Genomic DNA, 26,905 nt, shown 5'->3' on the forward strand with positions numbered 1-26,905 from the left:
AGAGGGTTGTGTGTGTATGTTAGATATTAGAGAAAATGTACTGGATACATTAAACGAAATTCCAGTCGAAAAAAGATCTGGAGAGAAGACAAAATTTTATGCTTACAAAATCGATTTTGTCTTAAATAAATTGATCGATGATGCAAGTTTGGTCAATCAAATAAAACAAGATATCGTCACCGAATACCAAGATTCAACATTGATCGAAACAGCTGAATTGCATCAATTGATTGTTGACCTGATGAATAAATATAAGTTGACGACTCAAGTTGACTTATATCAGGCTTATTTTGCGCGTGAAAGAGAGTCTTTTTCTGACGCCACAAACGTAGAGAAGAATATTAATAAACTCTTTGGTAACAATGAGGCCATTGTTCATGAAAATGCCAACAAGGATAGTAAAGTTTTTAATACGCAACGTGATCTTGAAGCTGGTGTGGCCAGTCGGGCCATCGGGTTAAAGATGTTGCCGGATCTAGTTGCCAAAGCCCATTTAAGGGGAGATCTTCATTGGCATGATTTAGATTATTCACCAGTTACGCCGGAGACAAATTGCTGTTTGATCGACTTTGATGAAATGCTGACAAATGGCTTCAAGATCGGTAATGCTTGGGTGTCTTCACCGCGTTCTATTCAAACGGCAACAGCTCAGATGTCACAGATAATTGCTAATGTTGCTTCATTGCAATACGGTGGTTGTTCAGCTAATAGGATCGACCAATTATTAGCGCCCTATGCACAGATCAATTATGAAAAACATCTTGCTGATGCTAAGAAATGGGTCAAAGATGATAAGCAGGATGAATTTGCTCGCGAGAAAACTAAAAAAGATATTTACGATGCCATGCAAGCCTTGGAATATGAAATCAATACTTTGTATTCATCACAAGGTCAGACACCTTTTACAACAATTAATTTTGGTTTAGGAACTAGTTGGATCGAACGTGAAATTCAAAAATCAATTTTGAAGATCCGTATCAAAGGATTGGGAAAGGAACATCGTACGGCAATTTTTCCCAAGTTAACTTTTACAGTTAAAAGAGGCTTGAATTTAGCTCCAACAGATCCTAATTACGATATTAAAGAACTAGCCTTAGAGTGTTCAACTAAGAGAATGTATCCTGATTTGTTGATGTATGACAAGATTGTTGAATTGACGGGTAGTTTTAAAACCCCAATGGGATGTCGTTCATTCTTACAAGGTTGGGAAGATGAAACTGGCAAAGAAGTTAATTCTGGACGGATGAATCTAGGTGTTGTTACGGTTAATTTACCAAGGATTGCTCTGGAATCAGCTGGAAATAAAGATTTATTCTGGGATATTTTTGAAGAGAAAATGGCTCTATGTCATGAAGCTCTAGAGTATCGGATTGAACGTACTAAAGAAGCTAAGCCAGAAAATGCGCCACTATTGTACATGTATGGGGCTTTTGGTAAACGTCTAAAAGAAAATGACAGTGTAGATGAACTATTTAAAGAACAACGGGCCACGGTCTCACTAGGATATATTGGTATTTACGAGGTTTGTACAGAATTTTTTGGTAAAGATTGGGAACATAATCAAGAAGCACATGATTTTGCGGAAAGTATTGTTAAAGCACTACATGATAAATGTAGTGTTTGGGCAGAAGAGAGCGGTTATCATTACAGCCTGTATTCAACACCAGCTGAATCTTTGACTGATACATTTTGTCGAGATGATATTAAAAAATTCGGTCGCATTCCTGATATCACTGATAAAGAATATTACACAAATAGTTTCCACTATGATGTTAGAAAACATCCATCACCATTTGAGAAATTATCATTTGAAGAAGTATTTCCTAAATATGCTTCTGGAGGTTTTATCCATTACTGCGAATATCCAAATCTTAAACAAAATCCTAAGGCACTAGAATCCGTATGGGATTGGGCCTATGACCATGTTGGATATTTGGGAACGAATACTTCCATCGACCAGTGTTTCAAATGTGGATTTAAAGGTGAATTCAAGGCAACAGCTAGGGGTTTTGTTTGCCCTGAATGTGGAAATCATGATCCTAAGTTTTGTGATGTTGTTAAAAGAACTTGTGGATATTTAGGAAATCCTCAACAGCGTCCAATGATCCATGGACGTCACGTAGAAATTGCTTCAAGAAGAAAAAATATGACACCGGAGATGATCAAGAATGCCGCGAACTACCAGAGAACCAAACAATCCGACACCCAAAGAGTGGATGGCTAAAGATTTAAGTCAGAAGCGAATTGCTGATTATAAGCCGTTCAATTTTGTTGATGGAGAAGGTGTTCGCTGTAGTCTTTATGTGAGTGGTTGTCTATTTAGATGTCCCGGTTGTTATAATGTAGCCGCCCAGGATTTTAGATATGGCAAGCCATATACCAAGGAATTGGAAGATCGGATCATTGAGGATCTAAGTCAAAGCTATGTTCAAGGACTTACTCTATTGGGTGGGGAACCATTTGTTAACACACAAGTGTGTCTGTCGCTGTGTAAAAGAGTTAGAAAAGAATTTGGACACAGTAAGGATATTTGGTCATGGACAGGATATTCATGGGATGAATTAATGAAGGAATCCGACGACAAGCTAGAATTATTATCTTTAGTAGATATTTTGATTGACGGTAGATTCTTACAAGCTAAAAAAGATTTAACATTACAATTTCGTGGAAGTTCTAATCAGCGCATAATTGATGTTCAAGAATCCTTAGCAGAAGATAAAGTTATTATTTGGAAAAATTTAGTTAAATAAAAGGAAAAACGGTCTTGAGTATTGAGCTCAAGACTGTTTTTTTAGGTATAATCGGGAGTAGGGTCATCAGGAGGTTAACTATGAATTCAGATAAGATCAAGCTCTATGGAACTTTAACCATAGGGGCGGTAGCGTTTGTATTGGAGTTCTTGTTTAAACTGCCAATCTATTCGCAATGGATCATCAGTATTTTAGGGTTGATTTTAGCCTTGATCATGTTAATTGATATGTTTAAGGTATTGAAAAATGGAGATTTCGGTGTCGATCTTTTAGCAATTACTGCAATTGTCGCTACAATCGTTCTCGGCCAATATTGGGCTGGTTGGGTCATTTTACTGATGCTCACAGGTGGAGATAGTTTGGAAGAATATGCTGCTAATAAGGCTAAAAGTGAGCTAAAATCGCTTTTAGATAATGCTCCTTCATTTGCACACAAAATAACTTCACAAGGGATTCAAGATGTCGATATAGATGATGTTCAAGTTGGGGATAAATTGTTGATTCGTTCTAAAGAGCAAGTTCCCGTTGATGGTGCAGTATATGATGGTAAGTCAAACGTTGATGAGTCTTCTTTGACAGGTGAATCGGTACCAGTTGATATTGGTGTTGGCTCAGAGGTCATGTCAGGTTCGATCAATGGCGAATATCCATTTAAAATGGAAGCTAAGAAAATTGCTGCTGACAGTGAATATCAGGCTATCGTTAAATTAGTTAAAGAGTCAGAATCTAATCCAGCACACTTTGTTAGATTAGCCGATCGTTATGCTTTGCCGTTTACAATCATTGCCTATGTGATTGCGGGACTCGCTTGGTACTTGTCTAAAGATCCAATCAGAATAGCCCAAGTATTAGTTGTTGCGTCGCCATGTCCATTGATATTGGCGGCTCCAATTGCCTTTGTATCAGGGATGAGTCGCACAAGTAGAAATGGTATCATCGTTAAATCAGGTACGGCTTTAGAAAAAATATCTTCAGCTAAAACAATTGCATTTGATAAAACAGGAACGATCACCAAAGGTAAATTAGTAGTTGATGATGCAATCATTAAGCCTGACTTCGATGAAACTACGGTTTTAACTTATGCAGCTTCGCTAGAAGAAAATTCCAGTCATATTATGGCGCAAACGGTTGTCAATTATGCAATAGAAAGAGGATTGAAACTTAAAAAAGCTGATAAGATCAAAGAATATACTGCTCAAGGTATCGTCGGATTTATTGATGGACATTATGTTAAAGTTGGTCAAGAAAAGTTTGTCACTGAAGAAGAAGTAGATCAGGTCAAAGGGTCTGGCGTATATGTTTCAATTGATAGCAAATATGCTGGAGTGTTTAGTTTGCTCGATCAAGTTAGACCAGAAGCCGCTTCAACTATTCAAAAGTTAAAGGATTTTGGCCTAAAAAATATTCTCTTAATAACGGGTGACAAAAAAGAGACAACCGCAAAGGTTGCCTCTCAAGTGGGTATAACACAAACTTATCCAGAAAGTTTACCTAATGATAAAGTTAAAATCATTAAAGGTATTAAGGAACATCCAACTATAATGGTTGGTGATGGTGTAAATGATGCTCCAGCACTAGCTTTAGCTGATGCTGGTATCGCGATGGGGTACCAAGGTGCAAATGCCGCCAGTGAGTCAGCTGATGCAGTTATTCTGCAAGATGATTTTGGTAAAGTGGCACAGGTCGTTAAAATCTCACGTGATACGTTGAAGGTAGCTAAAGAAGCAGTTTTGATCGGTATCTTTATCTGTATCGTGCTGATGGTCATTGCCGGATTTGGGCTTATACCAACCATTATCGGAGCATTACTTCAAGAAGTGGTTGATACAGTTACGATCCTCTATGCTTTGAGAGCTAGAAGTGATCGACTATAACCAACCATAGGTATCAAGATTCATATCACGTTTATACATTTTGGAAACATAAGGGTTTCCTTCAACAATAAAACGCATTTCTTTAGAAGTCCATGGCTCTTTATTTGGGACACCGATCCTTGGTGTGGCCAAAATATTTTGAGGAGTCTGGACTTTTTCTTTGGAAAAAACAAAGTTATCCGAATTTAATAAGGTACCAGATAAAGTTTTGTCACGAATTCCAAAAGCTCTGATCCATTTAGCCGGTCCATTTGAAACATCGAAGCCAGTTTTTTTACGATTTTTTTCCATCAAATCTATGCCTTCAATGGGTTGTAATCCACGAATCAAGATACCATTTGGAACGCCTTTTTTCTGAATACTGATATCCATATCGAGCCAACTATGGATCGAATAAATATAAATCGTACCACCATCTTGGTAAAGTGGGTCATTTGCAGGAGTGTGCCGACCGTTGTAGGAATGGGCTGCCTTGTCTATTTCTCCCAAATAGGCTTCTGTTTCCACGATGATTCCTGAAAATTTTCCTTGTTCTGAATTGTATGTAAAAGTATGTCCCAGCATCTCTTTTGCAATATCCATTGTTTCTCCATTTTCAAAAAAATCCTTTATATTCAATATCTGCCTCCACTAACTTTTTTACAAAAACTTTAAAAAGGGCTTGCCACACCTTTATAGTTAATATATAATATTTTTTGTGCTTGAGAAAGACATAATTAAATGACCCGTTGGTCAAGTGGTTAAGACACCGCCCTTTCACGGCGGTAACATGGGTTCAAATCCCGTACGGGTCACTTTTATTTGGAGGATTAGCTCAGCTGGGAGAGCATCTGCCTTACAAGCAGGAGGTCACAGGTTCGATCCCTGTATCCTCCATCAAATAAAACATTTTAGCTAGGACGTGTTCCTAGCTTTTTTTGTGCTCTAAATAAAGTATGACTTGATCCACAATACTATGTTAATTACTACGACAATGTTTTTGGATATATAAAAACGGGAGCTGGATCGCATCCAACACCCGTTTGTTTCTATATTAATAGAAGAATATTTCCAATCAAGCGATAAACTAAGTTTGAAAATGAAATGTGCCTGAATTCTTTTAATAATGTTGCAGCAATGACAAAAATGACGATCGTTACGGCGGTGATGATATTGATATATCCCAGTAGGAAGAGAATCAATGTTAATCCTGCTAAGGTTATTAGTTGAATGAAATCAGCGGTTTCACCTTCAAAGTAGGCAATTAAGATAGTAGCAATATTAACTAATAGTAATGGCACTACGAAATTTACGGAAATAAAATGTGCATATGTATAGGCAATAGCAATCGAAGTGAAACTTGGAATTATGAAATTGTCGATCAATGTTTCTAAAATCTGATATCTCTTGGAAATGTATTTGGTCAAATATAAGAAGACCAATTGTACAAATACCAAAATGATCACATTGATATTTAAGGTCCGATACGAAATGAATGCCAGAATAAAGAAGCAGACACTATAGAGGCCATTAAAATAGAAATTCGGTTTCAATGTACGAACATATTCTTTGTAGAAGGCAATCATGGCGACCATAACTAACAGGTAAAAGTTAATTGAATAGTTATTCAAACTATGTGTAAATAAAAAGCTGATGGGGAAAATATGATAGCTGATAAACTCCAGCAGAGCAACGATTAATTTGCGATTATTCATAGAGACTCCTTTACGTATAAAGACATATTAGTGTAGAAAAACTTTCACGTCAATTCAACTTTTTCCTGAAAGTGTGGAAAAGATGTGTTAACCTATTAAGAGGTTCCTGATGGGATCCTTTTTTTATTTCTGGGAAACTGGATAAAAGGAGAAGCCCTGTAACCGAAAGGTGGAAAAAATATGTCAAAGAATTACTTATTTACTTCTGAATCAGTTTCAGAAGGACATCCTGATAAAGTTGCTGATCAAATCAGTGATTCAATTCTCGATGCTATCCTAGAAAAGGATAAAAACGCTCGTGTGGCCTGCGAAACGACTGTTACTACTGGTTTAGTATTGGTTGTTGGTGAAATATCAACTAGCGCTTACGTTGATATTCAGAGTGTCGTTCGTAATACAATCAAAGAAATTGGTTACGACGGAACAAATCCAGGCTTTGACGGTAATAGTTGTGCCGTCCTTGTTGCTTTAGATGAGCAATCTCCTGATATCGCCCAAGGTGTTGATGATGCGCTTGAAAAGCGTGGAAATGATACAGATTACGATCCATTGGATCAAATTGGTGCCGGAGATCAAGGTTTTGTATTCGGTTTTGCTACAAACGAAACTAAAGAATACATGCCATTACCAATTTCTTTAGCACACAAGTTAATGCGTAAAACAGCTGAAGTTAGAAAAAATAATACGATCGATTACTTGATGCCTGACGCTAAGTCACAAGTAACGATCGAATATGATGAAAACGATAAGCCAGTTCGTGTTGATACAATCGTTTTGAGTACTCAACACAAAGAAGAGGCAACTCTTGAACAAGTTCAAAAGGATATCAAAAAATACGTTATCGATGAAGTCGTACCAAAGAACTTGATCGACGATAATACTAAGTTTTTGATCAACCCAACAGGACGTTTTGTTATTGGTGGACCAGAAGGAGATTCTGGTTTAACTGGTAGAAAAGTTATCGTTGATACTTACGGTGGCTTTGCTCGTCACGGTGGTGGTGCCTTTTCAGGTAAAGATGCTACTAAGGTTGACCGTTCGGCAAGTTATGCGGCAAGATACATTGCCAAAAACTTAGTTGCTGCTGGTATTGCTGAAAAGTGTGAGATTCAAATTGCTTATGCTATCGGTGTTGCTAGACCAGTTTCAATTCACGTTGATACTTTTGGAACAAGTGATTATGCTGAAGAGCAAATTGTTGCATGTATCAATAAGAATTTCGATTTAAGACCATTAGGTATCATTAAGATGCTTGATTTACAAAGACCAATTTATAAGAAGACGGCCGCATACGGTCACTTCGGACGTACAGATATTGACCTTCCATGGGAAAAACTTGATAAGATTGATGATATCAAGAGTTTTCTACAGGATTAGTCGGTGATTACAGAGGCGTTCTTTAAAGATATTCTCTTTAAAGAATCCTCTTTTTTTTTGGAGGAAATTAATGGAAAAGAAACAATCGCATGTTTTAGTAGTTACAATTGCTGTCTTTATAGCGACATTTATGACAGCAATCGAGGGAACTATCGTATCTACAGCCATGCCGACAATTATTGGAAGTCTGCATGGTGTTAGCTTGATGAATTGGGTTTTCTCAATTTATTTATTGATGACGGCTGTGGCAACACCAATTTATGGGAAATTGTCAGATATCGTTGGACGAAAACCCATCTTTATTTTGGGACTTATTATATTTGTTGTTGGATCAACACTTTGTAGTGTATCTAATTCAATGCTGACTTTAATTCTAGCTCGTGCTGTACAAGGTATTGGGTCTGGTGCTATTCAACCTTTGACCTTTACAATTATTGCTGATATTTATCCTTTGGAAAAAAGAGCCCGTGTTTTAGGATTGAACGGTTCATCTTGGGGAATAGCTGCTGTTATTGCACCGTTATTAGGTGGATTCATTGTTGAAAAATTAAGCTGGCATTGGGTCTTTTTGATCAACTTGCCAGTTGGATTGATCACGATTACTTTGATCTGGTTATTCTTTAAAGAAGAAAAGAAAGAGCATGACAAAATTAAGATCGACTATACCGGAACAATATTATTAGTTGCTGTTTTGCTGCCATTGATGCTTGCTCTTCAAAATATCGGAACTGGATCAGCCTTTATTCCATTAGGCTTGACTGCAATTTCAATTATTGCCGTAATTTTATTTATCGTGATTGAAAAACGTGTTGCAGACCCGATTTTGCCACTGAATTTATTTACTAATAAGACCTTTGTTATTCAAAATGTTATTGCCTTGTTAGTTAGTGGGTTCTTGATCGGTTTTGAAGCTTATATTCCAACTTGGATGCAGGGAATATTAGGCTTGAGTCCATCAATGGGTGGATTTGCCGTTACGCCAAGTTCAATTGTTTGGATATTTGGATCATTCTGGGCTGGTCATTTGATCAAAAAAATGGCACCCAATCGGATCATTTACATTAGTTTATTCTTCCTATTAATAGCAGGTAGTGCTTTGATAATGGCTACTGTAACTTCACCATTTGCTTACTTCTGTGCTTTGGCAGCAGTTGCAGGTTTAGGTTTTGGATTAACTATCACGACTACGACTGTTACCGCACAGACAGTTGTGCCACCTGAAAATGTTGGTGTAGCAACTAGTTTTAACACGTTACTTAGAACTATCGGACAATCAATGATGGTTTCTATCTGTGGAGTGGTTTTGAATACCGCTTTAGCTAAAGGCGCGGCTGAGAATAAAAAAATAACCGTCGATATGATGAATCAATTAATTGATCCACAAACCGCCAGTCAGTTGCCAGTTGAGTTATTGCCTAAGATGAGACAGATTCTGTTCTCAGGTCTACATAATATTTATATTGCTTCAATTGTTTTATTACTCATCGCTTTGCTTATTAATATGTTTGAACTTAAAAACAAGCAAATTTTGGGAGAAGAGAAATAACGTAGTAAAAGTGACGATGGTAGCAGCTAGTAAGTAACCACCAATAACGTCACTGGGATAGTGCACACCTAAAAAGATTCTGCTGTATCCGATCAGCACCGTCATAGCAAGGCAACTTATTCCAATTAGTACCCGTAATTTTAGATTTTTAAAAACAAACCATGCTATAATAAAGAGCGTTATATACAATGCGAATGCACTAGCTGAATGTCCACTGGGATAGCTAAATCCTCCAGCGTAAACAAAGTGATGATGGCTGGGACGTTCACGTTCAACTAAATGTTTTATAATAGTGTTAGTAGATGTTACGAGTATTTTATTAATGATCAAAAAAGTTGCTGCATAATAATAACGCTTCCAAAGTAAGATAAAAACAAAAATGATCACAATCGCGATTGTTTGATTAGTATCTCCGAGGAAGGTTATCCCCTTAAAGAATTTCAGGGACCAAACTGAATGATGATATATCTCTGAAATTATAGAGCTATCAAACAGTTTGATAGGGGATGTTTGAAGTATTACGTTGATACTCCAAATTATGAATGCAATTAGCAAAAAAATGTTAAAAGTTACTTTTTGGGAAGTTTTCATTGATAGAGTCCTTTGGTATCTATTTATTTTGCAGTTCGATATACGGGGGTACAGATTATTATGACAATTACACGTCGTCAACGTATGGCTGAAGAGGGTCGATTGACTAGATTAAATAATAAAAAAACTAAAAGAGCAAACTAAAAAAAGAAAATGACCGTTTTGGGTGCCGGTCTATTTGTTGGTGGAACAGTTGCTGAAGTCAGCAATGCCACTTTACCAATTGTTCATGCTGATAGTTATAGTAATAACGATGCAACTGATGATACCCAAGCATCAACTGATTCAAGTCCAATCATTACCCCTCGTGGAGTCGGTGATCAAGAATTTATTGATTATATTGGTAATTCAGCTCGTAAATTAGCTCAAAATAATGATATTTATGCTTCGGTTATGATTGCCCAAGCCATGGTAGAAAGTGGTTGGGGAACTAGTGGTCTAGCTAGTGCTCCAAACTATAATTTGTTTGGTATCAAGGGATCATATAAAGGTGACTCAGTTAATATGGGTACACAAGAAGATGATGGAACTGGTAGTCTTTATTCGATCAATTCTGACTTTAAGAAATATCCTTCATATAAAGAGTCACTTGAAGATTATGTTTATTTGATCAGAGGTGGAGTTTCTGGTGATCCTCAGATTTATTCTGGGGCATGGAAGAGCAATACCTCATCATACAAAGATGCTACGTCATATTTAACAGGTCTTTACGCTACTGATACAAGTTATGCTGACAAATTAAATAGTGTTATTGAAAAATATAACTTAACGCAATTTGATCAAGCTGATGATTCTGTCCAAGATCAATCATATGTTGTTGCTCAAGGAGATACTTTACAGTCAGTTGCTACTAAATTCAATATGGATGTTAATTCATTAAAGACTTTGAACAATGTTAATTCTGATAGTTACGTTTATCCTGGTAAAACTCTGACAGTTACAAGTCAAGCTCAACCACAAGATACAACTGATGCTATCAATGTAACGAATACTTTGGATGATACGACTAAAGATGCCTATGGTGCAAATCAAGCTCCGATCATTGTAAAAGATGAAACTAACGGAGTTAAGAAACATACTAAGAGTATCAGTGTCGATAATACATTATCTGATAATTCAGCAAGTTCATCATCAAACCAATCTAGTTCGGTAACAGTTCAATCCGGTGATACAATTGATTCTATCGCTAGTCAAGCTGGTACAACGGTTGATCAAATCAGACAAGATAACAATTTAAATTCAGATTTATTAGTTGTCGGACAGAAATTAATGGTATAGTATATTACAACAAACGGAAGTAGTAAGTTTAAGAAGAATTTCAGAAAGCACGTGGTCAATGTGAACGTGTAACTTGTTAAACTGAACTCGTCCACTTAAGTTTGATCACTGAACTAATAGTAAGTGATCACGTACATTCTGCGTTAAAGATATCGAGAGTCGCCAATTGGCGGAACTTAGGTGGTAACGCGATAATTCGTCCTATGATTTTATAATCATAGGACTTTTTTATTGCACTCATAAATATTGGAGGAATTATATGTATAATCACAACGCTGTTGAGAAAAAATGGCAAAAGTATTGGAAAGAGAACCAAACTTTTAAAACAACTAATGACAAGAATAAGGATAACTTCTATGCACTAGATATGTTTCCATACCCATCAGGGCAAGGTCTACATGTTGGACATCCTGAAGGTTATACAGCTACTGATATTTTAGCTCGTATGAAACGTGCTCAAGGCTATAATGTTTTGCATCCAATGGGTTTTGATGCTTTTGGATTACCAGCTGAACAATATGCGATGGATACTGGTCACAATCCAGCAGACTTCACTGAAAAGAATATCAACAACTTTAAACGTCAGATTAATTCACTTGGCTTTTCATATGATTGGGACCGCGAAGTTCAAACGACAGATCCTAAATATTACAAGTGGACACAATGGATCTTTGAACAAATGTACAAAAAGGGTCTAGCTTATGAAGCTGAAGTTCCGGTTAACTGGAGTCCAGATCTTGGTACAGTTGTTGCCAACGAGGAAGTTATTGATGGTAAGACAGAACGCGGTGGTTTCCCAGTTGTTAGAAAACCAATGCGTCAATGGATGCTAAAAATCACTGCTTATGCTGACAGATTACTTGATGATCTCGATTTGATCGACTGGCCAGAAAGTATCAAAGAAATGCAACGTAACTGGATCGGTCGTTCGATTGGTGCTCACATCAGCTTCCCAATTGATGGATATGATGATAAGAAGATCACTGTCTTTACAACACGTGCTGATACTGTATTTGGTGTTTCATATGTTGTTTTGGCACCTGAAAATGATTTAGTTGATGTTATTACGACGGATGAACAACGTGCCGCCGTTGAAGCATATAAAGAAGAAGCTTCAAGAAAATCAGATCTTGATAGAACTGATTTGAATCATGATAAGACCGGTACCTTTACAGGTGCATACGCAATTAATCCGGTAAACGGTGAAAAGGTTCAAATTTGGATTTCTGATTATGTTTTGGCAACATATGGAACTGGTGCAGTTATGGCTGTTCCTGCCCATGATGAACGTGATTATGCTTTCGCTAATAAATTTAATTTACCGATCAAGCAAGTTGTTGAAGGTGGAGATATTTCTAAAGAAGCCTTTGGCGGTGATGGCGCACATATTAATTCTGACTTCTTAGATGGACTTCATCAAAAAGAAGCTATCGATAAGATGATCGAATTTCTTGAAGATAAAGGTTATGGTAAGAAATTTGTTAACTACAAACTTCGTGACTGGTTATTCTCACGTCAAAGATACTGGGGTGAACCAATTCCTGTTATCCACTGGGAAGATGGCGAAACAACTTTAGTTCCTGAAGATGAATTACCATTGAAGTTGCCTGCTGAAGCTGACATCAAACCTTCAGGTACTGGTGAATCACCACTTGCTAACTTGACAGACTGGGTAAATGTTGTTGATAAAAATGGCCGTAAAGGTCGTCGTGAAACTAATACAATGCCACAGTGGGCTGGTAGTTCATGGTACTACTTAAGATATATTGATCCACATAACGATGAAAAATTAGCTGACTACGATTTATTGAAACAATGGTTACCAGTTGATCTTTACATTGGTGGTGCTGAACATGCCGTTCTTCACTTGTTGTATGCAAGATTTTGGCACAAAGTATTATATGATTTGGGCGTTGTTCCAACTAAAGAACCTTTCCAAAAATTATTCAACCAAGGTATGATCCTCGGTGATAATCACGAAAAAATGTCTAAATCAAAAGGTAATGTAGTTAATCCAGATGATGTGGTTGAATCATACGGTGCTGATACGTTAAGAGTCTATGAAATGTTCATGGGTCCTTTGGATGCATCAATTCCTTGGTCAGAAAATGGACTTTCAGGAGCACACAAATTCTTGGACCGTGTTTGGAGATTATTCATTAATGATGATGATTACAGCACTGTTAGAGAAGGTTTCTTAACTGACAAGAATGACGGTAAATTGGATAAAGTTTACAATGAAACAGTTAAGAAAGTAACTGAAGATTTTGATCAATTACACTTCAATACAGCTATCTCACAAATGATGGTCTTCGTTAATGAAGCTCATAAAGTTGATACAATGCCAAAGGATTATGCCGAAGGATTTATCAAAATTCTAGCTCCAATTGCCCCACATATGATGGAAGAATTATGGAATAAGTTAGGCCATAATGAATCATTGTCATATGCTGCATGGCCAAAGTTTGATGAAAGCAAGTTAGTTTCTGATACTGTTGAAGTTATTATCCAAGTTAATGGTAAATTACGTGATAAGATCGAATTACCAGTTGATATGGATAAGTCTGAGGTTGAGAAATTAGCTAAGACTGACGAGAAGATCCAAAAGTTTGTTGAAGGTAAGAATATCGTTAAAGTTATTGTTATCCCTAACAAGATCGTTAATATCGTTGTTAAATAAAGATAATGTTTTACGCCTGATCATTTAAATATGATTGGGCTTTTTTTGTATGATTATTCTCAGTCCTTCCGACTAGTATTAACAATTTTCTATAGCAAAAATAGGATCTGTCTCATGTCTGAAATAAATCAGACATGAGACAGATCCTATATGATTTTGTAAATTAATAAAAAAAGCGTAAAAAAATAGACAAGTGACCACACCTGCCTATCTCTTCATACAAAGTGACTGTGAAGGTCACCCATAAAAGCTGTATGGGTTAAGTATAGCAGTAAATTGGATGAATAGATAGGATGGTTTTCGGAAATAAAATAAATGTCGTTTAAAAGATTATCTAAATATATTGATATTATGGTTGATTCGGTGGGAATGTCTTAGATTCATTCACTGAATATTTGAAAGATGATTTCTGTTTTATATTTTTCTTTCCTTGGTTAATTGTTATTTATGTTGTATAACTTTGGTGGAAACGCGCTAAGAACAGCAAGCTTTTCCGCACAGCTACGATACCTAAAGGATGCTAAAACCGCATCATTTAGGTATCTAGGCTATGCTCGAAGCTTAAGCGCTGTTCTTAGCGCTCTTGCATTTTGTAGAATTTAAGAGTATTTTAAAGTTTCTGAGATTAGAACTTTGCTATAATTGAAGAGATGTTTTTAAGGTGGTGCAAAACTTGAACGAAAATAACAACCAGAATGGTGAAGAGGTTATGCCGGTTATTAATCCTGAGTCTAATACTCAAGATACAATGCTTAAGGGTTCTGCTTGGATGACGGCTGGTAGTATTTTTTCACGTATTTTAGGTGCTATTTATATTATTCCTTGGATGGCTTGGATGGGTGCGTCTTATCCTGCGGCTAATGCACTTTATGCTAAGGGTTATAATATTTATAGTCTTTTTATAATTATTTCTACTGCGGGTATTCCTGGAGCAATCTCTAAGCAGATTTCCCATTATAATGCGCTTGATGAGTATTCTACTGGTAATAAATTATTTAAACAGGGTCTAAAGATCATGATCCTGATGGGAATAATTTTTGGTGCTGTAATGTACTTTGGTGCATCGTTTATGGCGGCGATATTTGCTGACGGTGATCCCAGAAGTGTGCCGGTCATTCAATCATTAGCAATTGCGGTTCTGATCATTCCAATCTTGAGTATTCTTCGTGGTTACATGCAAGGATACTCCGATATGGCTCCATCAGCTATCTCACAGTTTGTTGAACAGATAGCTCGTGTACTTTACATGTTGGCTGCTACGTACTTTATTATGAAAGTTCAAGGTGGCGGTTATATTTCAGCTGTTGTGCAATCGACTTTCGCGGCATTTATCGGTGCTGGAGTTGGTATTGCTATACTATTGATAGCTTTCGCTAGAAAGCTGCCAAAACTTCGATCTTTGTCCAGAAACGGTAAAGCACCGGAGAAGTTGAATAAGAACTTTACTAAAGAAATATTTGAACAGGCAATTCCCTTTATTATTCTGGGCGCTGGTATTACATTATTTAATTTGTTCGATCAGTCTACCTTTAATCAAATTATGAGAATGTTTGTTAAAGCAACGAACGCTCAGTTAGATAATTATTATTCATTGTTTGGATTCCAAGCTAATAAACTGATTATGATCATCGTTTCTCTATCCACAGCGATGTCTGTTACAGCGATTCCTATTTTGTCAGGGCTTTTCTCAAAGGGTGTCAAAAAGGATATTGAGAACCAAATCTCTAATACGTTGGAATTATTCTTCTTTATTATGATTCCTGCCTCATTGGGAATGTATGCTGTCTCACAACCATTGTGGACGACCTTTTATCGTTATGATCAATTAGGAATTTGGATGTTACAATTTTCATCTATTATCTCAATTCTGTTGGGGATGTTTACCGTTTTGTCAGCAGTTTTGCAGGCGCTATATTGTAACAAGCTAGCTATTCAATACTTTATAGTTGGCTTGATAGTTAAAATCGTTGTACAGGTACCAATGATCGGATTATTCCATGAATTTGGACCATTGGTTGCTACAAGTATTGGTATGGGGGTAGTTTGTTTCTTGATGATGCGCAAATTGCACAGTCTGTATCCATTCGATACCAATAGAATATCTCGGCGTATCAGTGGGATTATTGTCTTTTCATTGGTAATGTTTATCGCTATCTTCTTTATCAACAGTGTAGCCTTCAAGTTTATCGGCAATTCTGACCGTATCGTCAGTGTCGTGATCTTGATAGTTGAAGCTGTTGTTGGTTCATTGATCTATGGATATTTAGTTTTGAAGACTAAACTAGCCGATAAGATCATGGGTACCAGAGTAGGTAGAATTAGACGATTAGTTAAAATCAAATAAAATTTTAAGAGTTAATAAATAAGAGTTGTATCACACTTTATCTCAGGTGTGTTACAGCTCCTATTTTTGTATAAGCATTCTTATTTCTAGAGATGGACAAGTATCCTTGAGCAAATATGAGTACAAAACTTTCCGATTTATGTATACTAACAGTGAAAGATATTCCTAAACTATATCAAATATATTTAAATTATTTATTTTAGGATAGTTTAGGTAATATCTATGAGCATAAATAAAGTAGAGAGGGTGCATATATAATGAAAATTGAACTTACAAATGATGCTAAGAGTAAATTACAATCATACGTTGATGCAGGCAAGAAAATTATTCTTGATCTTGATGACGGTTTAGGACGTTTTTCTGGTGAAGGTGACTGTGCCTTGATCACTAAATTTAGAATTATTGCTGTCAGTGCCGATGAAGACTTATCTGATTACAAGATAACTTTGGATAGTGATTTAGGAAAAATCTACTACAAGCAAAGTGCGGAAGATTTTCTTGACGATAGTTTAAAACTAGAAGTAAATCCTAAGACACAGCTTTTAGTACTAAAGAATGCAAATGAGATTATTGATAATAGTGTAAATATCATTGATTACGATGTTGTTAAGGCTAACGCCTAGATTGGAACTATAATGAAAATTGAAATAACAAATGAAGTTAAACAAAAATTGAAGCCATATACTGATGCTGGTAAAGTGATATTACTGGATTTAGATAATGGTTTAGGACCATATTCAGCAGAAGGCAATTGAGCTCTCGTTACAAAGTTTAGACTTATTGCAATTGATGCAGATGCACCTAAGTCTGACTATGAAATCACTTTGGATAGTGATATAGGACCTATTTATTTTAAGAAGATCGCTGACGATTATATTCAAAAGGATATGAAACTGGAAGTAAATCCTAAAACACAGATGATCATCTTTAAGAATGCACGTGAACTGGTTGACGGCGCCGTTAATATTATTGATTGGGATGCCGTTAATGAGAAGGTCACAAATTCTGGCGAATGCTAAAAAACACCTCCAAAATTGGAAGTGTTTTTTTTATAGGTATTTTTCTAGGAAATCACTGATAATATCAATTATTTCAGGTTGCCAATATCTAATGTCCATATGTCCGGCGCCTTTTAATTTATAAAAATCAGCTTTAGCGTTATTTTTTATTAGAGTATCGTAAAGTCTCTCACCATCTTCAATAGGAACGACTACATCTTGATCACCATGGAAAATCAAGAATGGCACGGTTTTATCATTAATATATGTTAAAGGATTAGCAGCCGCATCCAGTTCAGCGTTTTCTTCAGGTTCAGCTCCCAATAGGTTGCGATAAACAAAGTCGAAATCGTTACTCAAACTTCCTTCTTTGGCAGTTAATGGATCAACCACGCCGTACAAAGGAATTGTCACTTGAACATCGCTCATAAATTCCAAGTTGTCACCAACGTCGAATTTATCAACATCATTTGTGACACCGAGCATGCTTGCTAAGTGTCCTCCTGCTGATTCACCCATTGCTACAAATCTTTCAGGATCAATTTGAAATTTGCAGGCATTCTTTCTCATGTAGCGAATAGCAGCTTTGGCATCATTTAATTGTCCCGGAAAGTTTATTTTGTTACTGTCACGGTATTCGACACTAACAATAACGTAACCTTTTCTTGCTAAATCAACTAAGTTAGGTAGATGGATATTATGATCAACATCCATCCAACCGCCACCAGCAAACCAAAAAATAACCGGATACTTGGTATTCTCATCATCAGTAGGGAAGTGGCGAATGACAGATAACTTCAAGTCACGAGTAGAGTTGCCCAACCAACCAGGTACTTGTGCATAAGTGATGTCACTATCAAGCCAAAGTCCGTCACGTGTTATTGGAACTTCAATTTCTTTTTTCATTGCCCCGACTCCTAATAATTATTAATTTTGACTACATGCAAATTCTTGCATAGTTTCGGGGATTTTACTAGCTAACTTTGTTGGTAAAACCACATAATCTTTTTGATAAATTTTATCAGCAATGTGGCTGTGTAAGTACAATGCAGCGCTTACAGATTTTAGAGAATAACCAAATTGTCCAACGAATCCGGCGATGATCCCAGTCAAGGTATCACCCATACCTCCTGTTGCCATACCAGGGTTTCCACTTAGCAGTTGATAAACTTTTTCTTGATAGTAAACTTCAGATAAATGTTTTTTGACAATTAATAAACTGTTTGGTGCCAATGAGTTTATTTTTTCAAGATTATTTTTTGAGGTCTGATCGGGTATTTTTAGACCCGATAAACGCTGCCATTCACCTTGATGGGGAGTCAAAATTAAGTTTTTGATAGCTTTTAAATCAATATTTTTTTCAGCTGCGACCGTTAAAGCTGATGCATCCATGATGATTATTTGCTCACTGATATTTTCAATAACAATTTTTATCAGATGAAGAGTGCTTTCAGATGAACCTAATCCTGGTCCGATCACAATGACTTCATTTTTTGAAATGGCATCCCTTAGGTCATTTTCTTGATGATAGTCGATCGTCATAGCTTCGGGAATATCAATGTTAATAGCTGTGAACTTCTCTGGCACAGTAGCAACGGTGACCAAGCCAGCCCCAGTATTGACTGCTGCACGGGCTGACATTAAAGCTGCTCCACCGAAATGGATCGATCCGGCAATTATCAAAACACGACCATAATTTCCCTTGTATGAAATGTCTGGTCTCCTGTGGATTACTTCTGAAAGAATTGATTCATCAATTTTTTGCATTACAAGTGCTCCTTTTTGTAGTATCATTTATTATTGTAATCTTATTACAAAAGATATTGTATTAACTTATGCCGCCGTGGCGGAATTGGCAGACGCGCAGTGTTCAGGTCGCTGTATGGTTTTCCATGTGCAAGTTCGACTCTTGTCGGCGGCATTTTAAGAATTAAAGAGAACGAAAGTTCATATAAATTGAAGTAGGAAAGCTGTTATATCGGCTTTCCTGCTTTTTTGATTTTACGATGATCAAGAGTTTTTAAAAACGTTTTGCATGGCTTTTGTTACATTTAGTTTTCATTTATTACATATTTATGTATGGTCGTACCAATTTTGGTAAAATTGAAATGAAAATTAAATAGGGGGCTCGTAATGAAAAAGGGGAAAGTTCTGTTATCGAGTGTAATGGCAATACTATTAGGAGTATTGTTTATTTCACTTGGTGGCTTAAATATTAAAGCTGATACAGTTAACAGCTATATTTTAGGGAATAAGATTCAACCAGCAGAGATTCAATATCGTGAAGGTACATTTTCACACTGGTTTGGTTATGAAAACGGTGTTGGAAAGCCTGAGGGTGTTGTAGTTCATGAGACGGCTGATCCAAATGCCACCGCTGAAAATGAGGTTTCATATTTTAATAACAAGTGGCCAAGTCTTCAAACTTATGTACATGCGTTTGTCGATGATAAAGAATCTATTAATATTCACAGTGCGGATTACGGTGTCTGGGGTGCTGGACATACTGCTAATTATAAATTCATTCAAGTTGAGTTGTGTGAAGTTCACGATTATGATGCTTTTGCACGTTCACTATCCAATGATGCATACTACATTGCTACACGTTTGATCCAATATAATTTGCCGGATATTCCTGGTCAAACGGTTGTTTCACATCACCAAGTAAGTAACATGTATAGAGAAACAACACATGTTGATCCTGATGGTTACTTTGCAAAATGGGGTTATGATATGAATCAGTTTAACGATTTGATCTCATATTATTACAACAATTTGAAAGACTCTGGTCTACTTTATGGTAGAGATAGTAGTAATGCTAATGTTCCTCAGGCAACAGTACTTTCAGTTAACAACGACAAAGCTATCTTTGTTCCTTTAGTGGCATTTGATGAATCTAACAATAAGACAGATATTAAGAATCGTGGTTTAGCAAATAATACTCCATGGCAATATGATCAACAAAAAGACTTTGATGGTCATGCATATTATCGTGTTTCTACGAACGAATGGGTCATGGATACATACGTAACAAGCCACTCATAGAATATCTTTAAACTAGTAAATTCCGATTTACTAGTTTTTTTATTGTCTAAAATGTATATTGGATATAGGAGGTTGCGCCTATGTATAAGAGTAAGTTGGAATTTGAAACGGTTGATATTACTACAATTGAAAGTGACTGTATCGTGAATGCTGCCAATCGAACCCTTTTAGGTGGTGGCGGAGTTGATGGAGCAATTCATCGTGCCGCCGGTCCGGAGCTATTACAAGAATGTCGGACTTTAAATGGTTGTAAAACTGGTCAAGCTAAGATAACGAATGGTTATGATCTGCCAGCAAAACACGTTATCCACACAGTTGGTCCAGTTTATTCTGGCAGTGACAGTGATGTTTTGAATTTGACGAGTTGTTACAAGAATTCACTTGATTTAGCAAGGAGTAGAAATCTACATAGTATTGCTTTTTCAGCCATTTCGACGGGTGTCTATGGATATCCATTTGATGAAGCAGCGATGATCGCACTTGAAACCACTTCGCAATGGTTGGTAAATAATTCTGATTATCAGATGGAGATACTGTTAACTTGTTTTGATGATCGAGTATATAATTCATATGTAAATTATTTAAAAAACTATACCGGACATAATGAATATTTAAAGAAAATCAGCTAGCCGATATTGGCTAGCTTTTTTAAGCAATTAGATTGATTTTAAATAAAAATGGCTTATTATTCGTGTTGAGAAATCGTTATTTATTGCGCGCTGACTGGTAAAAAGGATAAGATTATTTATATAGTTTTATCAGGAGGGGTATATGTCAAAATATTTAGATTTTTGGAAGAAGATGGGCGTATTTAATGCGACTGCTACAAGAAGTCAGTATTGGATACCAACCATCGCCAACTATTTTCTTTTAGCAATTTATTATGCACTGACAAATCAAGCACAGTATGTGGTTAACGAAACATATCAAATGCATTTAACGCTTAACTCGATCATGTTTGTGATCATTACGGCATTGTTGTGGTTAGCCAATTTTACGGTGCGTGCACGAAGATTGCACGATATTAATAAGAGCAACTGGTGGATGCTGATTGAATTTGTACCACTGATCGGCATTATCTGGTTGTTCATTTTGATGCTGACGGCTTCAAAACCTAGTCGTTGGACTATTAATCAAGCAGATATTAATTAGATAGGAGATTATTGTATGTTAAAGGAATTTAAAGATTTTATTAGTCGTGGTAATGTAATGGACTTGGCAGTTGGTGTTATCATGGGGGCTGCTTTTACGTCGATCGTTCAATCTTTAGTAAGTAATTTAGTAAATCCTTTGATCGGGTTATTTTTGGGAAAAGTTGATCTGTCAAATCTGACCTTTGCTGTTGGGGATGCTACATTTAAATATGGTACCTTTATTGAATCTATCATCAACTTCTTGATTATTGCTTTGGTAGTATTCTTCTTGGTTAAGATCATGAACAAGTTGATCAATAAACGTGAAGAAGAAACAGAAGAAGAGTCAACTAAAGAGGATGAAATGATCGAATATCTTAAGAAAATTTCTGAATCTTTGGATAAGAAATAAAATTTGTTGTTGTAAATTGTCGCGAGGCTCTAAAGTAATTCCACCTGTTGTGTGGACCGGTCCCAGCCTTGGTCTGGGACCTCAATTTGAAGCCTTGCTTTTGCAAGTCTTCAAATTGTCCGTAATGTACGAACGGGAGACCGCCGTTCTACATTACGCGCACAACTGGTTCCATTACTTTAGATCCTCGGCTGATATTGGTTTGTTTTAAGTGGTAAGATATGAATGTTTATGGTGATTTTGGACTTAGAACAGATTGCTAGATTCAAAAGCTGTCCAGTTCATAACTGGCTCTGTTACTTGAACCTTTTTATTATATTAGCTAATTAGAATATTTATAGATAAAGCATGATCCCATTTTTGCGGAGGATCATGCTTTTTGTGTCTTTATACTAATTATAATGAGACGGAGGTCGAGAGGTGGATGGTCCGACAGCAGACCATCCACCTCTCGACCGTAGTCGGCAACATCTAATCCTATTTTTTTATGCCATTAAATTAATTGTTGCGTTAAACTTAAACAGATTAAAAATTACCAGGGAGGGTAATTGATATGGAGACTGTTTTTATAATTTTATTATTGATAGCAGCGGTAGTTGGAGCCAATGCTATTTATTCGCGTTTTGATTTAATACCAGTGGCATTTTTACAAATGGCTGGTGGCTATATTTTGTCATTTTTACCGATTTATAAGCATTTTGAGCTGGAACCGGAGATTTTTTTGTTGGTGATTATTTCTGTTTTGATGTTCAATGATGGGCAGAATACTAATATTAGAAAATTGATGCGTCAAATGGGTACTACGTTGTCAATGTCAGTTGTTCTGGCGATATTGACAGTTCTAGTGGTGGGGACGGTCACACATCAATTGATCCCACAATTTTCATTACCATTAGCTTTAGCCTTAGGTGCTATTATCACACCGACAGATGCGGTGGCGGTATCTTCAATTACTAGTAAAGTATTAGTACCTAAAGATGCGATGAATACATTGGAAAATGAGTCGCTTTTTAACGATGCATCCGGTATCGTGGCTTTTAATTTATCAATTGCCGCATTAGTTACTGGAAGATTTTCAGTTGCTGATGGGATAAGCAACTTTTTATATGTGTTTGTTGGCGGGATTATTTTGGGATTAGTTTTGGGATATATTATTGTTGCTATTAGGATCATGTTGATCAATATGCGTGTTGATACTCCTTCTGTTATTGTGCCTTATACATTGTTAACGCCATTCATTGTTTATTTATTAGCGGAAATGGTCGGAGTATCCGGTATTTTAGCAGTAGTTGCTACAGGGCTTATTCATGGAATGCAGCAAGATCGTTTGCGCTTGACTACCTCAAGGTTACAGATCGTTATGGGAACTACGTGGTCGATCATAGCTAGTATTTTGAACGGAATCGTTTTCGTATTATTAGGCGCATCACTGCCAGAAGTTATTATTCATTTAAATGAGCGTGATACCGGTTCAGTCGGCATTTTAGTAGGATTAGGAATTATTTTGTATATTATTATGACTTTAATGAGATTTTTGTGGACGCAATTAGGCTTTGCAGAAATCAGAGCTTGGAGTTCACGGGATAAGATCCTGAATAGTGCTATCATGGCATTAAGCGGTGTTCATGGTACTATTACTTTAGCGATGGCTTTTTCTTTGCCGCTTACATTATCAGGTCATGACTTTACTTATCGAAACGATATAATTTTCGTAGCGGCAGTGGTCATCTTAACCAGTTTGATCGTACCAACTTTGGTATTGCCATTCTTGTTACCTAAAAAGGTACCAAATATCACTGAAAACGAGTTGTCAAAGGCTAAGTCTGAAATGGTTCACAGTGCTGTTCAGATGATCCAAAGAGAATTTAATGATTCGTCTGAATGTGGTGAAGTTATTCGTACCTTAGAAGGTCAACGAACCTATGCAGGACGTTGGAATCTCGATCGAGAAAAACTCGATGAACTGTTTCATAAAACCTATGATATTGAACGTTCTATGTTAGATAAAATGTTGGTTGAAGGTAAAGTAACAGATCAAGAATACGGTATGTATATGCGTGTTGCCGAACATATGCTGATCCATAACCAGAAACGCTTTGGTAAGAAGGCTATTTTAATTCTTAAATTTGTTTTTGTGGCAAAATTGTCATTGAGTAAAAAATCCCGTCATCGTCGTAGTGAATTGAGAAAAATTAGACGTGATTATCGAAAACAAAATCATACAAGAGAACAAGCTATGAGACAGAATCGTCAAGTATGGGGACGTATTAAAGAGATAGAAGTGGAACCATATAAAGAAATAACTTCTTATTTAAGTAATCAGATGACTGATGATAATGAGGTAGAAACAGGTATTGTGCGTCGTGCTTATGATCAAACACATCGTCGTTTGTCTGGTACTAGAGATATGGAAAACTCTCAAAATGAGCTGTTGATTAGAGCTTTTCAACATGAACATAATTTCATTCAAGAGCAAGTTGCTTCAAATAAGTTTAGTCGTGAAGTTGGTAATGAATTGTATCAGCAAATTTCAACTGACCAATTAGTTTGTTTCCAAACCTTCACTGAATAGTAAAGAGGGCGGTGGATTTAATGGATGATAAGAAAAAAAGATTATTCGATGCAGCACATGTTTTATTCTTGGAACGTGGATTTAAAGATACCGGTATCTCGGATATTTCAGGATTAGCCGATGTTGCAGTAGGGTCATTTTACTTATATTTCCAATCTAAAGAAGATGTTTTTTCTCAAGTTTATAATCGTGAAAACGAAGAGATCAAACGCTTGATTTTGGAAAAGGTTAATTTAGATGATGATCCAGTTAGATTAATTCATGAAGTAATTGATCAAATTTTCAAGTTATCTAGTAATAATGCTATCTTAAAAGATTGGTTTGCAAATCAAAAAAATATTTCATCACAGAATGAGATGGCCGTACAAGATAGTTTGATTTATTCAATTTTGAGCAAACTGATCGATCGCTGGTTTCTTGAGGATAAACTAAATCCTAATATGACTAAGACCAGAATTATCGGTTTATTTGATTCTTTGATCGTGATTAACTTTCATAAAAAAGAGATTGAAACCGATGATTATGGTCAGGTTTTGGATGATATGATTCTAGGAGTGTTGAGAGTTGTATTGAAGTAGTCTGTCCGATTACGCCTCCGCGAGTGAGGATGCTGGTCTGCTGTGCGAACGATTCCAGCCAAGGTCTGGAATCTCGATTTTGAGCTTTGCTTGCGCAAATCTCAGAATCGTCGATGCCGTAAGAACGTCTGCGACGTTCAACGCCATTGTCACTGCTGGCCAGTATCCTCACTCGCTCCGTTTTGTTTGATTTTAAAATTAGTAATAGTTAATAAAAATTTTAAGGCTTTTCAAATAGGACCTGTGTCACATTTTAATTTAAATTGTGATACAGATCCTATTTTTGTGTAGGTGAATGTTCTCATTTTTGTAGACGAATAAAAAAATCCCTCTATAGAAGTATGATCTAAACATTCCATACAACTAAAGAGAGATATTTTATAAATCAGTGATATTGAGCCGTAGGTTATGAGTAATGGAACCAGTTGCGCAAGTGGTGTAGAACGGCGTAGACGTTCGTACACCACCGACAATTCTGAGATTTTCGAAGCAAAGCTCAAAATGGAGATGAGAGATCTTGGCTCGAATCGGTCGCGTAACAGGTGGAATTACTCATAACCGGAGTCGGAATTAATACTTAGACTCCTGTGTAACGCGTTTATTATTAGTAACAAATACTCCCATCTTACCTAACAATAATCCAACAGCAAATCCTAATAATGTTGGTGTGACCCAACCGAGACCTAAGCTGGCAAATGGTAGATATTGATGGTAAACACCTAATAAGTATTTTACGAAACTCAAGTTAGTAACAACAGCAGGTGATGAATTCAACATATCAAGGACTGCAGGTACAACTGTGAAGGCGATGGTCATTTTATAAACGACTCCAGCGTATGGTTTAGCGTGGACCGTTAATGAAACTAAGATCAAAGCAAGTGATAGAGGATATAGTAACATCAAAACTGGTAATGACCAGCTGATGATAGTATCTAGTCCGGCATTAGCAACAGCAAATGATACAAAACATGTAACACGTAGCCAAACTAGGTAGCTAACCTTAGGGAATAATTTATGGAAGTCTTGGGCAAATGATGCGACAAGGCCCATTGCAGTTGTGAAGACGCCCAGTGTAACTAGGACACCAAGTAATGCGGCTCCAAAATTGCCAAAGTATAAATTAACGATTGATGATAATGCATTACCACCATTGGCAGATAATTTCATTTTATTCAAACTGAAAGCACCTAACAAAACTAAACCTAGATAGATCAAAACTTCAAGAACGATACTTAAAGTACCAGCTTTAGCAGTAACTTTTGATAATTCTTTATCACGATAACCAAGACTACGAACAGCATGCACGAAAGTGACACTTAGAGCCAATAGAGCAACGGCATCAACTGTGTTGTAACCTTCTAACATACCACTGACAGTAGAGGTTGTTTGATAAGCGGTAGTAGGCATATGATTCAATCCACCCATGGGATTCAAAAATGCTACTAAGAAGACGATAGCTAATAATACCAAGAAAATTGTATTCAGATATTTACCGACATACTTCAATAAACTACTTTGATGAACGGTTAATAAATATGCAACTCCAAAGAATAGTGCGGTGAAAACTAACATACTGACACGATCAAATTGTGCTGGTAAAAATGGTTTAACGGCCATCTCGTAAGCTGTAGCAGCGGTACGTGGAGTACCGAAGAATGGTCCGATAGTCAAATGTACTAGGACTAAGAATAAGGCAGCATAATGTCTGCCGACTGGTTTGGCCAAATCATATAGGCCATCACTCTTGGTGACAACAACGGCCAAGATAGCCAATAATGGAAAGAGTGAACCTGAAACTGCAAAGCCAACTGCGGCTGAGAACCAATTGTTCCCAGCCATTTGTCCTAAGTGGACTGGAAAAATCAAATTACCTGATCCAAAAAACATTCCGAAAATAAGGGAACTAACTACTAATAATTGAAAAAACTTACTCTTGTTTGATTTCTTTTCTACTAAATCGTTCTGCATAACAAACCCTCCTAATGTTATAAAGCCTAATCTGCGTAATGCCACTAATATCAGAATCCAAAACA

At 36.6% G+C, this 26,905-nt stretch carries 21 protein-coding genes, 3 tRNA genes, 1 pseudogene, 1 riboswitch and 1 other annotated feature; of the genes and pseudogenes, 19 read left to right on the plus strand and 6 right to left on the minus strand.

The features are described from left to right. Nucleotides 1-16 precede the first annotated feature (16 nt). The 3 genes from nrdD to EKM60_RS00110 all read left to right on the plus strand — a co-directional run bounded on the left by nrdD (nucleotide 17) and on the right by EKM60_RS00110 (nucleotide 4,624). Nucleotides 17-2,224, plus strand: coding sequence for an anaerobic ribonucleoside-triphosphate reductase (gene nrdD, locus EKM60_RS00100; RefSeq protein ID WP_125711513.1), 2,208 nt, complete (start codon nucleotides 17-19; stop codon nucleotides 2,222-2,224). After that, nucleotides 2,169-2,750, plus strand: coding sequence for an anaerobic ribonucleoside-triphosphate reductase activating protein (gene nrdG, locus EKM60_RS00105; RefSeq protein WP_125711514.1), 582 nt, complete (start codon nucleotides 2,169-2,171; stop codon nucleotides 2,748-2,750). Before nrdD ends, nrdG begins: the two co-directional genes overlap by 56 nt. An 80-nt stretch (nucleotides 2,751-2,830) precedes the next feature. Further along, nucleotides 2,831-4,624: a heavy metal translocating P-type ATPase gene (locus tag EKM60_RS00110; protein WP_125711515.1), complete on the plus strand. Its 1,794-nt coding sequence runs from the start codon at nucleotides 2,831-2,833 to the stop codon at nucleotides 4,622-4,624. Here EKM60_RS00110 and EKM60_RS00115 read toward each other — a convergent pair. Beyond that, a complete protein-coding gene (locus EKM60_RS00115) occupies nucleotides 4,619-5,242 on the minus strand; it encodes a DNA-3-methyladenine glycosylase (RefSeq protein ID WP_125711516.1) in 624 nt (207 codons plus the stop codon). The genes EKM60_RS00110 and EKM60_RS00115 overlap by 6 nt on opposite strands. Nucleotides 5,243-5,346: 104 nt before the next feature. On the opposite strand from EKM60_RS00115, the gene EKM60_RS00120 reads away from it, so the two are divergent. Together EKM60_RS00120 and EKM60_RS00125 are read left to right on the plus strand one after the other, a co-directional pair. Continuing rightward, nucleotides 5,347-5,418, plus strand: a tRNA-Glu gene (locus EKM60_RS00120). Nucleotides 5,419-5,427: 9 nt separating this feature from the next. Further along, nucleotides 5,428-5,500: transfer RNA gene (locus EKM60_RS00125), tRNA-Val, on the plus strand. A gap of 152 nt (nucleotides 5,501-5,652) precedes the next feature. Here EKM60_RS00125 and EKM60_RS00130 read toward each other — a convergent pair. Further along, a complete protein-coding gene (locus tag EKM60_RS00130; RefSeq protein WP_125711517.1) occupies nucleotides 5,653-6,318 on the minus strand; it encodes a hypothetical protein in 666 nt (221 codons plus the stop codon). Between the two features lie 90 nt (nucleotides 6,319-6,408). After that, nucleotides 6,409-6,501, plus strand: a riboswitch (SMK box riboswitch). Here EKM60_RS00130 and metK point away from each other — a divergent pair. Next, on the plus strand, nucleotides 6,499-7,695 hold the full coding sequence (gene metK / locus EKM60_RS00135) for a methionine adenosyltransferase (RefSeq protein ID WP_125711518.1): 1,197 nt from the start codon (nucleotides 6,499-6,501) through the stop codon (nucleotides 7,693-7,695). (Overlaps the previous riboswitch by 3 nt.) Nucleotides 7,696-7,765: 70 nt before the next feature. Beyond that, a complete protein-coding gene (locus EKM60_RS00140) occupies nucleotides 7,766-9,241 on the plus strand; it encodes an MDR family MFS transporter (RefSeq protein WP_125711519.1) in 1,476 nt (491 codons plus the stop codon). Here EKM60_RS00140 and EKM60_RS11330 read toward each other — a convergent pair. Next, nucleotides 9,173-9,832, minus strand: coding sequence for a phosphatase PAP2 family protein (locus EKM60_RS11330; RefSeq protein ID WP_125711520.1), 660 nt, complete (start codon nucleotides 9,830-9,832; stop codon nucleotides 9,173-9,175). The two genes, EKM60_RS00140 and EKM60_RS11330, sit on opposite strands and share 69 nt — an antisense overlap. A 153-nt stretch (nucleotides 9,833-9,985) precedes the next feature. Between EKM60_RS11330 and EKM60_RS00150 the strand changes: the two genes are divergently transcribed. The 5 genes and pseudogenes from EKM60_RS00150 to EKM60_RS11150 all read left to right on the plus strand — a co-directional run bounded on the left by EKM60_RS00150 (nucleotide 9,986) and on the right by EKM60_RS11150 (nucleotide 17,153). After that, on the plus strand, nucleotides 9,986-11,110 hold the full coding sequence (locus EKM60_RS00150; protein WP_125711521.1) for a glucosaminidase domain-containing protein: 1,125 nt from the start codon (nucleotides 9,986-9,988) through the stop codon (nucleotides 11,108-11,110). Next, nucleotides 11,111-11,317, plus strand: a binding site (T-box leader). Nucleotides 11,318-11,369: 52 nt separating this feature from the next. Next, nucleotides 11,370-13,790, plus strand: a complete 2,421-nt coding sequence (gene leuS / locus EKM60_RS00155) for a leucine--tRNA ligase (RefSeq protein ID WP_125711522.1) — start codon at nucleotides 11,370-11,372, stop codon at nucleotides 13,788-13,790. A 709-nt stretch (nucleotides 13,791-14,499) separates the two neighbouring features. Continuing rightward, nucleotides 14,500-16,134, plus strand: coding sequence for a putative polysaccharide biosynthesis protein (locus tag EKM60_RS00160; RefSeq protein ID WP_125711848.1), 1,635 nt, complete (start codon nucleotides 14,500-14,502; stop codon nucleotides 16,132-16,134). Between the two features lie 257 nt (nucleotides 16,135-16,391). Then, nucleotides 16,392-16,757: an iron-sulfur cluster biosynthesis family protein gene (locus tag EKM60_RS00165; protein WP_125711523.1), complete on the plus strand. Its 366-nt coding sequence runs from the start codon at nucleotides 16,392-16,394 to the stop codon at nucleotides 16,755-16,757. Nucleotides 16,758-16,769: 12 nt separating this feature from the next. After that, a pseudogene (locus tag EKM60_RS11150) lies at nucleotides 16,770-17,153 on the plus strand (iron-sulfur cluster biosynthesis family protein). Between the two features lie 30 nt (nucleotides 17,154-17,183). On the opposite strand, the gene EKM60_RS00180 reads toward EKM60_RS11150, so the two are convergent. Then, nucleotides 17,184-18,038 carry an alpha/beta hydrolase gene (locus tag EKM60_RS00180; RefSeq protein ID WP_125711526.1) on the minus strand — a complete coding sequence of 285 codons (855 nt, stop codon included), beginning with the start codon at nucleotides 18,036-18,038 and terminating at the stop codon, nucleotides 17,184-17,186. Between the two features lie 21 nt (nucleotides 18,039-18,059). Beyond that, nucleotides 18,060-18,899 (minus strand): NAD(P)H-hydrate dehydratase, encoded by an 840-nt coding sequence (locus tag EKM60_RS00185; protein ID WP_125711527.1) that lies wholly within the window; start codon nucleotides 18,897-18,899, stop codon nucleotides 18,060-18,062. A gap of 70 nt (nucleotides 18,900-18,969) precedes the next feature. Here EKM60_RS00185 and EKM60_RS00190 point away from each other — a divergent pair. From EKM60_RS00190 to EKM60_RS00220, 7 genes are all read left to right on the plus strand, one after another. Then, nucleotides 18,970-19,053, plus strand: a tRNA-Leu gene (locus EKM60_RS00190). A 212-nt stretch (nucleotides 19,054-19,265) separates the two neighbouring features. Beyond that, nucleotides 19,266-20,177: a peptidoglycan recognition protein family protein gene (locus EKM60_RS00195; RefSeq protein ID WP_125711528.1), complete on the plus strand. Its 912-nt coding sequence runs from the start codon at nucleotides 19,266-19,268 to the stop codon at nucleotides 20,175-20,177. A gap of 80 nt (nucleotides 20,178-20,257) precedes the next feature. Continuing rightward, nucleotides 20,258-20,806 carry an O-acetyl-ADP-ribose deacetylase gene (locus EKM60_RS00200; RefSeq protein WP_125711529.1) on the plus strand — a complete coding sequence of 183 codons (549 nt, stop codon included), beginning with the start codon at nucleotides 20,258-20,260 and terminating at the stop codon, nucleotides 20,804-20,806. A 142-nt stretch (nucleotides 20,807-20,948) separates the two neighbouring features. Beyond that, complete coding sequence (locus EKM60_RS00205) at nucleotides 20,949-21,329, plus strand: DUF805 domain-containing protein (protein WP_125711530.1); 381 nt, start codon at nucleotides 20,949-20,951, stop codon at nucleotides 21,327-21,329. Nucleotides 21,330-21,344: 15 nt separating this feature from the next. Beyond that, entirely contained in the window at nucleotides 21,345-21,722 is a 378-nt protein-coding gene (gene mscL / locus EKM60_RS00210; RefSeq protein WP_125711531.1) for a large-conductance mechanosensitive channel protein MscL, read from the plus strand. Nucleotides 21,723-22,275: 553 nt separating this feature from the next. Beyond that, nucleotides 22,276-24,294, plus strand: coding sequence for a cation:proton antiporter (locus EKM60_RS00215; RefSeq protein WP_125711532.1), 2,019 nt, complete (start codon nucleotides 22,276-22,278; stop codon nucleotides 24,292-24,294). A gap of 20 nt (nucleotides 24,295-24,314) precedes the next feature. Further along, entirely contained in the window at nucleotides 24,315-24,872 is a 558-nt protein-coding gene (locus tag EKM60_RS00220; protein ID WP_125711533.1) for a TetR/AcrR family transcriptional regulator, read from the plus strand. Between the two features lie 570 nt (nucleotides 24,873-25,442). On the opposite strand, the gene brnQ is transcribed toward EKM60_RS00220, so the two are convergent. Beyond that, complete coding sequence (gene brnQ / locus EKM60_RS00225; protein ID WP_125711534.1) at nucleotides 25,443-26,840, minus strand: branched-chain amino acid transport system II carrier protein; 1,398 nt, start codon at nucleotides 26,838-26,840, stop codon at nucleotides 25,443-25,445. Between the last annotated feature and the right edge of the window lie 65 nt (nucleotides 26,841-26,905).

Origin of the sequence: Companilactobacillus kedongensis (assembly GCF_003946625.1) — a bacterium.
Classification (GTDB): domain Bacteria; phylum Bacillota; class Bacilli; order Lactobacillales; family Lactobacillaceae; genus Companilactobacillus; species Companilactobacillus kedongensis.